This is a genomic window from Nostoc punctiforme PCC 73102, assembly GCF_000020025.1.
Taxonomy (GTDB): Bacteria; Cyanobacteriota; Cyanobacteriia; order Cyanobacteriales; family Nostocaceae; genus Nostoc; species Nostoc punctiforme.
Map to the genome: position 1 here is coordinate 3,735,546 of NC_010628.1, position 14,428 is coordinate 3,749,973.

General features: G+C 41.5%; 2 protein-coding genes. Both read right to left on the reverse strand.

All coding sequences use genetic code 11. From position 1 onward, the window contains the following. Positions 1–86: 86 nt before the first annotated feature. The gene (locus tag NPUN_RS15370; protein ID WP_012409513.1) at positions 87–4,703 is read right to left on the reverse strand and encodes a type I polyketide synthase; all 4,617 of its coding nucleotides are present in this window, start codon (positions 4,701–4,703) and stop codon (positions 87–89) included. Next, a complete protein-coding gene (locus NPUN_RS15375; protein ID WP_012409514.1) occupies positions 4,696–14,424 on the reverse strand; it encodes a non-ribosomal peptide synthetase in 9,729 nt (3,242 codons plus the stop codon). Before NPUN_RS15375 ends, NPUN_RS15370 begins: the two co-directional genes overlap by 8 nt. Positions 14,425–14,428: the final 4 nt, after the last annotated feature.

Consider the following 14,428-nt stretch of genomic DNA (forward strand, 5'->3'; position numbering starts at 1 on the left):
AATATGAATTTTATTTCGCGCAAAGGCAAGAGTTTTAAACACTCGATTTGTAAATTTTATCCTTTGATTTTGCAACGCCGATTTGATTATTCTGCCGCAAGTAGTTTTTGAACATCTTCATCAGAGAGTTTGGCTAAGTCTGCTAATGCCTGGGCTAATATCTCACTATCGGCATTGGCAATTTGAGCTTGAAAAATTGTCTCGGTTAAACTGATGATTTTAGGTGTTTCAAAAAAATCATTTACAGGTAAGTCTATCAGGTATATCTCTCGTAATCGAGAAATGATTTGGATAGCTGTAAGAGAATTTCCTCCCAATTCAAAAAAGTTATCTTCTATGCCTATAGGTTCTATACCTAGTAAATCTTGCCAAATATTAACAAGGCATTTTTCAATTTCATTGCTAGGAGCAATATAAGCATTTCGTAAGTTTGGTCTGGCATGATGGGTAATTGAAGATGCTGATTTTAAATCTTTCCGATTACCTAAGATTTTAAGTTGAATCCATTGGTCAATTCTAGCTTGCAGGTTCCCAGTAGAAACAACCCACTGATTAACATCAGGTTGAGAGAAAATATATTGAAATATTTTGATTCCTTCTTGGGGATTTAGTGCTAACTCTGCTAAATTTCCGGTTATTTTTGGCTCTGAATCGAATTGCCAAGCATCCCAGTTAATGCTAATCCAGGGTATAGAGTTGTTTGGGTTATATTTATGAGCGAAAATATCTAAAAAGTTATTTGCGGCAGAATAGGCGACAAATCCTAATCCTCCTAAAATTGATGATAAAGAAGAAAGCAAAAGACAAAAGTCTAGTTTTTGGTTTTGGAAAATCTTCTCTAATACTAAAAGTCCATGAATTTTAGGTTGAAATTGCTGCAAACACTCTTGATAAGATGTTTGTTCTATAGCATGGAATGAATCAGCGATCGCAACGGCATGAATTACTCCATTGACTCTACCATATTTCTCTTTAGCTAGGTCGATCGCTGCTTGCATTTGTTGCTGATTACTCACATCGGCATTGATGATTAAAACTTTGCCACCGAAAGATTCGATTTCTATTAGTTTTTGAATTTTTTGGCTAATACTATCAGTATGATCGTGATTAACTAACCATTGCTCCCAACTATCTTTTGCTGGGAAAGGAGAACGCCCAATCAAAATTAAATTACCCTGTACAGTTTTTGCTAAATGCTCTGCTAATAAAAGGCTAATTTTTCCTAAGCCACCTGTAATTAAATAGACTCCTTTTTCTCTTAATCTTGGTGTTCCTACTACAGATTCATCCCATTGTACTGGCTCGAAAGTTTGCACCAAACGATGATAACCACGATAAGCGATGACTTTATCTAAGTTATCACAAGTCAATTCGGCGACGATTTGCTCTACGAGTTTATCCTGAGAAGATTTAGGAATGATAATATCAATATTGCGGCAAGTAATATTTGGATATTCTTGAGGAATAACTTTCACAGGGCCGAGTATAGTTGCCTTTGCTGGACACACTATGTCAACGCCTGTAACTTGTTGCACATTATTAGATACAACAGTAATTTGTAATTCATCAATTACATGATGTTTTGCTAATGTTTGGGCGAGAAATAGTAAGCTGTAAAACCCTGTTTCCTGAGCTTTGTCAAATTCTGCAATTTCTAATTCTGGGGTATAGTTTTCGGTGACACTCCATAGATGAATAATTTTTTGAGGTTGCAAGCCCTGCCGATGAAGTTCTTGGAGCAAAGTATCATAATCTTGATGATTTTTTGGATTTAAGCTGTAGAGGCGCTCGCTAATCTGATGAAACTCTGAGCCAACCTTGAGAGTAATCACTGTCTCTCCCTCAAGTTCTAATTGTCTCACAATACCTAAACCCAAACCACAATCATCACTAAATACTAAAGTGCAACCAGGTGAACTGTGGCGGCGGCTTGGGGAAACTGTACGTTTCCAAGAAGGAATGTATAACCATTTGCTAATATCCAGTTTTTTGTTAGGTAGCAACTGAGGAGAACTAGGAATCTCTGCTGAGTTGGGAGCATCAAGCCAATAACGCTGACGTTCAAAAGGATAGGTTGGTAAAGCTAAACGCTGGCGGCGTTCATGAATGTACAAACCAGACCAATCTACCTCAACACCTGCTAACCAAAGTTGTCCCAAGGTGTTCTGTAAAAATGCGACATCGGAACTTTCATCTCGTGGATGGCGTAAGGAAGCCAGCGCTGTTATTCCAGTATTTTTGTCACTGTGTTGCTGAATAAAAGTACTTAATGTCCGACCAGGCCCCACTTCGAGAAAAACGCGATCACTCTCTTGCAATAATTCTTCCACACCTTGATTAAATAATACTGGCTGCCGCAGATGTTTTGTCCAATAGTTGGGGTCTGTTGCAACGCTTGGAGTAATCCAAGTACCAGTAACATTGGATATGTAGGGAATCTGCGGTGAGTGGAGTTGAATTTCAGCAATCTGCTCAGTCAAAGCTGCACAGATTGGCTCCATCATCGTTGAATGAAAAGCGTGAGATGTATGCAGAAGACGACAATCTACCCCTTTTTTGGTAAGCTGGTTTTGTAAAGTAGCGATCGCATCTGCAAGCCCAGAAACTACACATTGAGATGGTGCATTAATTGCTGCTAATGATAGTTGCTCGTTTAATAAGGGTTTAATTTCCGACTCTGGTAAGGGAACAGCCAGCATTGCCCCTTTAGGTAATTCCTGCATTAGCTTTGCACGGGTAATTACCAGTGTTAAGCCATCTTCTAAGGAAAACACACCTGCCAAACAAGCAGCCACATATTCGCCGATGCTATGACCAATCATTGCTTGTGGCTTGATACCCCAAGACATCCAAAGTTTTGCTAGGGCATATTCAATCACAAACAACGCAGGCTGAGTTAAATGAGTTTGTTGTAATTGTGCTTGGGCTGTTTCTTGAACGCTGGCTTCTGGATATAATAACCTATGTAAATCAAGCCCAAAGTTGATTAGCAGTAATTGGGCGCAATGGTCAAATTCTGTTTGAAAAGTTGGCTCTACTTCGTAAAGTTCCCTTGCCATATTTACATATTGGGAACCTTGACCGGGAAACAAAAAAGTTACTGGTCTTTGGGTTTTTTCTTGGAAAGTTGTTAAGTACTGGCTCGGCTCTGATGCTTTGAGTCCAATTATTGCTGACTCTAAATTGCGACACACTAACATCCGCCGATGATTATAAGTTCTGCGACCTACTTGCAGGGTATGTACAACATCAGCTAAGTTAATATCTGGATGTTGTTGCAAATATTCAGCCAAATTTACGGTCATTGTTTCCAAAGCTGAATCAGTTTTGGCCGAAACAATCAACAGATGATATTTTCTCCCCTGCTCCTCTGCTCCCCTATCCTCCTGCTCTAACAAAGGGCTTTCTTCGAGAATCAGATGGGCGTTGGTTCCGCCAATTCCAAAGGAGCTAACACCCGACCGCCGGGGAGTATTAACAGAATCCCACTTTGATAACTTAGTATTAACGTAAAAGGGACTGTTGGCAAAGTCAATTTTAGAATTAGGTTGCTCAAAGTTCAAACTAGCTGGAATCACTTTGTGTTGCAGTGCCAGAGTCGTTTTAATCAACCCCGCAACCCCCGCAGCTGCATCTAAATGTCCCATATTTGTTTTGAGGGAACCAATCGCACAGAAACCTTTTTTAGCAGTACTAGTACGGAAAGCCTGAGTTAAAGCTTCTAGTTCAATAGGGTCGCCCAAAGGTGTAGCTGTGCCATGTGCTTCAATGTAGGTGATTGTCTCAGCTGCAATCTCAGATGTAGCTTGAGCCGCAAGAATCACATTTGCTTGCCCTTCTACTCCCGGAGCAGTGTAACCAATTTTTTGCGCTCCATCATTATTGATTGCCGAGCCTTTAATTACAGCATAAATGCGATCGCCATCTTTGATCGCATTTTCTAAACGTTTGAGTACCACAATCCCCAAACCATTACCGCCAACTGCTCCTTTAGCTTTGGCATCAAAAGTCCGACAATGACCATCAACGGAAACAATGCCCCCTTCTTGATAAATATAGCCACTCATTTGTGGTAATCGAATAGAAACACCACCAGCCAGAGCCATTTCACAATCGCCACTTAACAACCCTTGACAAGCTAAGTGAACTGCCACTAAAGAGGAAGAGCAAGCAGTTTGAACAGTAATACTTGCACCAGAAAGGTCTAATTTATATGAAACAAGGGTGCTGAGATAATCACCATTGGCAATTAAAATCGGTGAAACTCCCACAGCTTCGATTAAGTCACTGTTTGGATAGATGTTATCTAGTAAATAGTCATTTTTACCGACGGCAGCGTAAACACCAATAGGACTTTTATAAGTTTGTGGATTGTAGGCAGCGTTTTCTAAAGCTTCATCAGCACACTCTAAAAACAGACGGTGTTGGGGGTTTAAGATTTCTGCTTCTCTGGGGGTATAGCCAAAGAAAGCTGCGTCAAACATCTCAATGTCATTTAATATCGCCCCAGCTTTGACATAGTTGGATTGACTTAATAAAGCTGGTTCAATCCCCGCAGCCAGCAATTCTTCATCGGAGAAAAATTTTACAGATTCGACACCATCTTGCAGATTACGCCAAAATTCTTCAATATTTTTAGCTCCGGGAAACCGACCGGCTAGGCCAATAATGGCTACTTCTAAACCTGTTTTTTCACTACTCATTGTTTGCCCCCTTTGATGAACGTGCTAACCGTTGTTTGAGACGGTTTCTCCCGGCTTTGATATCTGTAATTTGATTATTTTTTTTCTCTATATCGGATGCAGAGTCAGTTTTTTCGGAACTTAAATATTTGGCAAGAGTTGAAATAGTGGGATATTTAAACATTTCCAGTAAGGAAATATCTTGGTTGAGAAACTCCTGCAACTTTTGAGTTAGCTTCACCATCAGTAAGGAGTGACCACCAAGGTCAAAAAAATTGTCATCTATCCCTACTTTTTCTAATTGCAACACCTCTTGCCAAATGTTAGCGATCGCTTGTTCAATTTTGCTTCGTGGCGCTACATAACTGGCAGCAAATTGCGCTGATAAATCAGGTGCAGGTAAGGAGCGACGGTCTATTTTGCCATTTGGTGTCAGAGGAAATTGCTCTAAGAACACAAAGGCCGCAGGAATCATGTAATTAGGTAACTGTCTCTGCAAGAAACTGCGTAAATCACTAATACTATGTGTCTGATTTAGTTCAAATATTATATAAGCTACCAAACGGCGTTGGCAAAGCCCACCGCAGGCATCATCGCTTATATCCTCTCTCGCCAACACTACTACTTCTCGAATGGCAGGATGCTGTAACAGTGCAGTTTCTATTTCTCCCAACTCAATGCGGAAGCCCCGAATTTTGACTTGATTATCAATCCGTGCTAAATATTCGATATTTCCATCAGGTAAATAACGCCCTAAATCGCCAGTTTTATACAACTTTGAATTGTTAAAGGGATTGGCAATAAATTTCTCTTGTGTCAACTCTAAGCGATTGAGATAACCTTGTGCTAATCCATCACCACCTATATATAATTCACCAGGAACACCAATAGGTACTGGCTGTAAGTTTTGATCTAATAAATAGATTTGAGTATTAGAAATTGGCTGACCAATAGGGATAGTTGTAGCTGTTGCAGGTACATCTTCGATTAAAAACCAAGAAGAAAAAGTGGTGCTTTCTGTCGGGCCATAAACATGCAGTAAATGCTGTGGCGCACCATTTTGCAATACCTCTTTTACCCATCTGGGATCAACAGCCTCGCCACCAAATAAGAGATATCGCAGGGTGTTAAATGCCTGGGGTACAAAACTAGCTAACTGATTAAATAAGGCTGTGGTTAGGAATAAAACACTAATTTCCTGTTCACGGATATATGCAGCAAATTCTTGGGGTGAGAGGGCTATATTGTGCGTCACACCTACTAGCCTTGCACCATGCAAGAGTGCGCCCCATATTTCAAAGGTAGCAGCATCGAAAGACGCATTTGCAGCTTGGGCAATACAATCGTTAGCATCTAACTGTATATAGTTGGTGTTAAACACTAGGCGATTAACTGCCCGATGGGGAACAGCTACCCCTTTGGGTTTGCCTGTAGAACCGGAAGTATAGATAACATAAGCTAGTTTGTCAGCTGTAACTTCGCTATGCAGATTTGCCGTACTTTCTCGGTTAATAATATCCCAACCAGTATCTAAACACACCACTGGCTGACCGTATTCTGGCAGCTTTTCAACTAATCGCTGTTGCGTCAGCAGCACAGGCACTTGTGAATCTGCCAACATCAAACTTAAGCGTTCTTGGGGATAATCCGGGTCAAGTGGCACATACGCACCACCTGCTTTGAGAATCCCCAGCAGTCCCACTAGCATTTCTAAAGAACGTTCGACAAAAATGCCCACCAGCACTTCTGTACCAACACCTAAAGTTCTCAAGTAATGAGCTAATTGATTAGCTCGACTATTTAACTCTTGGTAAGTAATTTGCTGGCTTCCAAACACTGCCGCTACTAGATCCGGGTTACGTTCCGCCTGGGCTGTAAACAACTCATGAATGCACTGATTTTGCGGATATTCTGTTTGAGTATTATTCCATTCATTTAATAACTGGTGTTGCTCATTCACTGTGAGCAGAGGTAGTTGGGAAACTGGTTGTTCTGGATTTGTTACAATACTCTCCAGTAAAGTTTGGAAATGCCCAATCATCCGAGCGATCGTCAATGTATCAAATAAATCAGTGTTATATTCCCACGCTCCTACTAGTCCCTGGTCAGTGTTCTCAAAAGCTAAAGTCAAATCAAACTTGGCTGTTAAGCTTTCTGTTGTTAATGAACTCAAAGTTAAACCAGGCAATTCTATATCCGATGTCGGAGTATTCTGAAACACAAACATGACTTGGAATAGCGGTGTATGGCTTAAGTCTCGTTCTGGCTGTAATGCCTCTACTAGCAGTTCAAACGGCAAGTCTTGATGAGTATGAGCTTCTAGAGACACTTCCCGAACTCGCTCTAATAATTGCCGGAAACTGGGATTACCGGAAACATCTGTGCGAAAAACTAAAGTGTTAACGAAGAAACCGATTAATCCTTCTATTTCACTGTAATTCCGATTGGCGATCGCAGAACCGACTAAAATATCTGTCTGTCCTGTATAGCGGTGAAGTAAGGTATCAAAAGCTGCCAACAATGTCATAAACAGGGTGACACCTTCTTGCCGACTTAATAAGCTTAGTGCTTGGCTTAACTCCTCAGAAAGTGAGAAAGATTGAGTCGTCCCTCGAAAGGTTTGCACTGCTGGTCTGGGCCGGTCAGTAGGTAGTTCTAATAAAGCTGGTGCGCCTGCTAGTTGTTCTCGCCAGTAATTAATTTGAGACTCTTTAACCTCACCTTGCAACCACTGTCTTTGCCACACTGCAAAGTCAGCGTATTGGATAGCGAGTTCTGGTAAGGATGAGAGATGACCTTGAGAAAAAGCGGTGTAAAGTTCTGCTACCTCTTGGACAAAAACACCCATTGACCAACCATCAGAGACAATGTGGTGCATACAGAACAGCAATATGTTTTCTGTCTCTGATATCGCTAGTAAAGTAGTCCTAATTAACGATTCATTTACTAAGTCAAAGGGCTGCTGGGCTGCTACTGTTGCCAATTGTTGAATTTCAATTTCTCGTTCATCTGCTGGCAAATCCTGTAAGTCTATCACTGTCATTGTCCAAGAACTTACAGGGCGGATAATTTGCACCGCCTCCCCTGCTTGAGTGATGAAGTTGGTACGTAAAGCTTCATGACGACGGATGATTTCACTGAGGCTTTGTTCTAGCGCTGCAACATTCAGTTGACCTTGAAAACTTACTGCGCCTGGGATGTTATATGCAGCACTATTTGGATCTAACTGGTTGAGGAACCATAAACGCTGTTGAGCAAATGAAAGGGGGATGTTTTCATTTCTAGCTACAGGTTGCAGAGGTGGTATTAATAATTCTGATGAGTTTCGTTGATATTGCTGAATATATTCAGCTAAATTGGCGATCGTCGCAGCTTCAAATAGACTACGTAAAGGTAACTCTATTTTAAAGGTAGTTCTGATTCGGGAAACAAGTTGAGTTGCCAATAACGAATGTCCGCCCAATTCAAAAAAGTTATCGTAAACACCTATTTGTTCTACTCGCAGCACATCAGCCCAAATAGGTGCTAATATTTCTTCGATGGGTGTGCGTGGGGCAACAAAATTAACTTCTAATTCCCGAAGTGTTTCTGGCAGTGGTAAGGCGCGACGGTCTACTTTGCCATTAGGAGTTAATGGGAGAGTTTCTAAGAATACAAAAGCCGAAGGAATCATGTACTCAGGCAACTTTGAACCCAGAAATTGCCGGAGTTCATTTATTGTTGGTGTTGGTTCTTGATTGAGTGCAAGGTAAGCGACTAAGCATTTATCACCTGGAGTATCTTCACGGGCAATTACTGTTACCTGTAATATTGCTGGGTGTTGGCTCAGTATTGCCTCTATCTCTCCCAACTCAATACGGAAGCCGCGAATTTTAACTTGGTGATCTATCCGTCCTAAATACTCGATATTCCCATCAGGTAAATAACGCGCTAAATCCCCAGTTTTATATAATTTTGAATTTTGAATTTTGAATTTTGAATTATTAAAAGGGTTGGGGATGAATTTTTCTTGTGTCAAATCAGGGCGGTTAAGATAGCCTTGAGCTACACCAGCACCACCGATATGCAACTCACCTGGAACACCAATCGGCACAGGTTGGAGATAACTATCAAGGATATAAGCTTGAGTATTAGGAATGGGACGACCAATAGGGGGTTTATCGGAGCGCTCGCCATTGCCACATTCTGCTACAGTTGCACAGACAGTAGTTTCCGTTGGTCCATAAGCGTTGAAGAAACGTCGCCCAACTGACCATTGCTTAATCAAGTCAGGAGCGCAAGCTTCACCCGCCACAATGATGTTCTGTAATGCCGGAAGTTCTGCTTGTGGTAGAACTGCTAACGCCGATGGTGGCAAGGTAATGTGGGTAATCCCATAGTCGCGTAATAATTCAATTAATTCCAAACCAGGTAAAAGAGACTCTTTAGTTCCTAAATACAGCCTTGCACCTGAACCCAATGCCATCACCACTTCCCAAATTGATGCGTCAAAGCTAAAAGAAGCAAATTGCAGAATCCGACTTGAGGGCAGTAAATCAAACAAATCAATCTGGGCTTGAGCTAAGTTGCATAACCCGGAATGTTTCACCATCACACCCTTGGGTTTGCCTGTTGAGCCGGAGGTGTAAATCACATTTACTAAATCCGAGTCTTTCACCCCACTAATTGGATTTTCTTGGCTGTGTTGGATAATTTGTTCCCAACTTTCATCAATGACTACCAGTGTGGCTTGATGCTCAGGTAATCTTGCAACTAATCGGTGTTGTGTCAGCAGCAGCGACACTTGAGAATCTGACAAGATATGAGATATTCGTTCTTGGGGATACTCCGGGTCAATCGGTACATAAGCACCACCCGCTTTCAGAATCCCTAATAATCCTACTAGCATTTCTAAAGAACGTTCGACACACAGACCAACTAACACATCAACTCTTACACCTAGAGTCCTTAAATAATGGGCTAAGTGGTTCGCTTGTTGATTTAGTTCTCGGTAAGTGAGTTGTTGATTTTCAAACACCAATGCCACTGCATCGGGGGTGCGTTCCACCTGCATTTCAAAAAACTGATGAATGCAGATGTCTTGGAGATAGTTTCTTTGCGTATCATTCCATTCTTCTAGCAGCTGGTATTGCTCTTGTGTAGATAAGCCGGAACATAACTCGTAGCTTTCCAGTGGCTCCTTCACCATTGCATCCAGGGTTTTTACATAATAGCTACTAATAGCTTTTATTTGTTCTCTACACAACTCAGAGGCATCGTAAGCAAAACCAACTTCTAATTCAGACGAGCCGGGATTCAGCTTAAAGTTAACTGCCAAAGTAAAGTTTGTTTCTTCAACAGACTTTAATCCTAGTAACTCTACATTATTATTGAGTTCTATGACTGTTTGATATACATGGAAATGCACGAAATTAAAGATAATCTCAAACAAAGGTTGACCACCCAGAATCCTCTGTAATTGCCCTAGAGGATATCGGCGAAAAGGTAGCAGCTCCACCTCTGCATCAAATACTTGTCTTATCAAGTCTACCCAAGTGCCTCCAGACAGGTTTAGACGAAATGGCAAGCTATTGAGGAAGAGTCCCAAAACTTGCTCACTATCAGTCTGTTCTGGTCTTCCATTGGCGACTAAACCTGTTAATACATCAACTTGGTTGCTAATTATACTTAAAACTCGCACATGTGCAGCCAATAGCACACTTTTGAGGGGAACACCTATAAATTGAGCTAGCTTTTGCAAGCCGTTGTAAAGATCCGCAGATAAAGGCACATCTTGTGTGCCAACTTGCCGGACTTTGGCTTTTTGTTGAGAAGAATACCAACGAGGCACCATAGTTATAGTGCATTCTTTCAACTTTTCTGTCCAATAGTATTCATGCTCCTTCGAGCCTAAAGCTTGTCGTTCCAAAGCCACAAAATTGCGGAAGGAACTTGAGGGGGATGGCAAAAGCGGTTGGGCTTTTTGGTTTACAAGAGAGAAATAATTCCCAAACAACTCATTCAGCATTGAAGCGACACTCCAGCCATCGAGAATAGCATGGTGTTCAGTGAAGCTAAATTGAAACTCCTCTGGGCTGTAGCAATGAATTTGAAACCGCAACAAGGGTGATTGTTTCCAGTCAAACTTACGATTTTTTTCCGCTTCAAACCAAGCATCTATTTTCTGTTGTTGCTCATCAACAGAGAGATGACTTAAATCTTTCATTTGTAAGGGAATGGGAACTTGTCGATGAACTAACTGAAGAGGTTCACTGAAGTTGCTTAAATCAATAGAAGTCCGCAATATGGGATGACGAGCCACAAGCTGCTCTACAGCAGTCTGGAATTTCTCTAGGTTAAAATGAGCTTGAAGATGGAAACTGCTGACGTTGTGATAAACAGCAGTATCTTCGTTAAGTTCGCTGTGGAAAAGCATCCCCATTTGTAGCATGGTTAGGGGATAGGCATCTTCTACCTCATCAGGTAGTTTCTGGCGGTCTGTTTCAGAAATCAGACTGAAAGGTTTTTCTGATTCAATAATGACTCTACTAACTTCTACAGATTGGAGTTCCTGCACCAGATTAGAAATTGTCTGATGCACAAACAATTGTTGTAGTGAGAAGCTTAAACCTTGCTTCTGGGACTGGGACTGTACCTGTATACTTCTGATGGAGTCTCCACCTAAAGCAAAGAAGTTATCATTAATGCCTACCTGTTCGAGTCCGAGAACTTGCGCCCAAATGTCAGTTAGTAGTTTTTCCGTGGGTGTACGTGGCGCAACAAAAGCTTTTTCTTCTGTTCTTGCTGTATCAGGTACAGGTAAGGCACGACGGTCTACTTTACCGTTAGATGTTAGTGGTAGGCTGTCCAAGAAGACAAAAGCCGCAGGTATCATATACTCAGGCAGCTTTGAGTCCAGGAATTGCCGCAGGTCGTTAACAGTGAGTACTTGTGCCTGATGGATTACTAAGTAAGCAACTAAACGTTTACTTTGACTTCGCTCAGTACAAGTATCTCCTGGGGTATCAACTCTGGCGATAACTACGCTTGCTTGCACTTGGGGATGTTGAGTGAGTGCTGCTTCTATTTCTCCCAATTCGATGCGGAAGCCACGAATCTTTACTTGGTTATCAATGCGTCCCAGATATTCTAAGTCGCCATTTTCTAAATATCTGGCTAAGTCTCCAGTTTTGTACAGACGGGCATTGGGGTCATCACTGAAGGGATTGGCAACAAATACCTGAGATGTCAATTCTACACGGTTGAGATAACCACGAGCTAACGAAGCACCGCCGACATACATTTCTCCAGGAACACCTATCGGTAATAATTGTTTGGCTTTATCCAGGACATAAACCTGTAAGTCAGGGATGGGGCAACCAATGACACTGCCAGTATTGCTGCTCAAATCTGCGATAGTGATGGGGCGATAGGTGACATGAACGGTAGTTTCTGTGATTCCGTACATATTCACCAACTGCGGATACTTATCTCCATGTCTCTCAAACCAAGGTTTTAAGCTTTGTATTTCTAACGCTTCGCCACCAAAGATTACCCATCTTAGAGCTAAGTTTGCTGGTGTGTCGATGAGTTGTTCTGCTTGAATCAATTGGCGAAAGGCGGAGGGTGTTTGATTTAAGACTGTGACTTTTTGTTTATCTAATAATTTTAAGAAGTCTGCGGGGGAACGACTCACCCAGTAAGGTACTACTACTAATCGCCCGCCTTTGATTAATGCTCCCCAAATTTCCCAGACTGAAAAGTCAAAGGCGAAGGAGTGAAATAGTGTCCATACATCTTGTTGATTGAAGTAAAACCATTCTTCTGTGGCAGTAAATAGTCGCACGACATTGGCGTGATTAATTAATACGCCTTTGGGTTTTCCTGTGGAGCCTGATGTGTAAATTATGTAAGCTAGATTGGCAGAGGTGGTGACAATTTGGGGGTTTTGTACACTTTGTTGGGCAATAATTTCCCAGTCGGCATCAATACATAAAACTTGTGCTTGATGGGCGGGGAGTTTGGATAGTAGTTGCTGTTGGGTTATTAGTACTTTGACTTGGGAATCTTCTAGGCTAAAGCTGAGTCGTTCTTGGGGATAATTGGGGTCAAGGGGTACATACGCTCCTCCGGCTTTGAGAATTCCTAAGATTCCTATTAGCATTTCTATGGAACGCTCTACGCAGATGCCGACTAATATTTCTGCTCCCACTCCCAGATTTCTTAAGTGGTGTGCTAGTTGATTGGCTCGATTATTTAATTCTTGGTAGGTGAGTTGCTCGTCTTCATAGACAATTGCGATCGCATCTGGGCTACACTCTACTTGCAATTCAAATAACTCATGGATACACTGCTCTTGAAAATAGGTAGTTTGCGTGTTGTTCCACTCCGACAGCAGTTGATTTTCTTCGGTTTTTGTGAGTAAAGGTAATTCGTTTAGGTGTTGATGGGGGTTAGCTGCTAAACTTTCCAGTAATATCTGGAAATGCCCCAGCATCCGGCTGATTGTAGCTGCATCAAAGCGATCGCTATCATAGCTGATGCCTACTGATAATTGTCTACCAGGAATAACTGCCAAATTTAGAGGATAATTTGTGCGTTCAATGCTCCGAACATTAGAAATATTGATGCCGTTGTTCTGTTCAGAAGCATCAATTGGATAATTTTCAAATACTACAATGCTCTCAAATAGAGGCATTCCCTTTGGTATTTCAGTCCAACTTTGAATTTCTACTAGTTGGTTATATGAGTGTTGCTCACGCTCTACTTGCTGTGCCTGTAATTCTTTGAGCCAAGGCAATACTTCTATCTCTGCTGGTACAGAAACCCGGATTGGCAAGGTATTGATAAACAATCCCACCATCGATTCTATCCCGACAATATCTGGTGGACGACCGGAGACAGTAGCGCCAAAAATCACATCTACTTCGCCACTGTAACGTGAAAGTAAAATGGCCCATGCTCCTTGGACAAGATTATTCAGTGTTAACTGATGTTGTCGTGTAAAAGCCTGGAGAGCTATTGTTGCTGGCTCTGTTAACTGAGCGTGTTGTGTAGCATAGCTTGAAGGCTGCTCTTGATTCTTGATCAGTGGTTTATCAACTATTAGAGGAGTTGTGGCAGTCAGTCCCTTGAGTTGTAGTTGCCAAAACCTTTTGGCTTGGGAAATGTCCTGTTTTTGACACCAGTCGATGTAGTCTTCATAGGGACGAGGTTTGTCTAGGTTTAAATTATTACCCTCATTAAAGGCATCATAGAAGGCAAAGATTTCTTTAATAATTGTTGGTATAGACCAGCCATCGAGTAGCAAGTGATGATGGCTCCAAACAAAATTATAGGTGTAATCTGCTACCCGAATTAGGGTGCAACGCATTAGTGGAGCTTGGTTAAGTTCAAAACCTTTGTCTCTATCCGCTTGTAAGAAATTTTCTAATTCTTCTTGCTGTTCGATAGAAGATAGCGATCGCCAGTCATAGTTAGTCCAAGGTAAATTTACTATCTGGCGAACTACTTGCAGAGGCTTATTCCGGTTTTCCCAAAGAAACAAGGTACGCAAAACTGGATGGCGTTCTATGACTCGTTGCCAAGCTTGCTCAAACGCTGAGATATTTAGTTGTCCATTCAAAGAGCAGACTAATTGTTGAAAATATACTCCTGTCTCTGGGGCATAAAGAGTATGAAAAAGCATACCCTGCTGCATAGGAGAAAGGGGATAAATAGATTCAATGTTTTTGCTATTACTTTTTTTATCAACAACTGCCATTTCA

Bases quoted from the DNA above. Each gene is read 5' to 3' on its own strand.
- NPUN_RS15370 (WP_012409513.1), bottom strand. From the start codon at position 4,703: ATGAGTAGTGAAAAAACAGGTTTAGAAGTAGCCATTATTGGCCTAGCC.
- NPUN_RS15375 (WP_012409514.1), bottom strand. From the start codon at position 14,424: ATGGCAGTTGTTGATAAAAAAAGTAATAGCAAAAACATTGAATCTATT.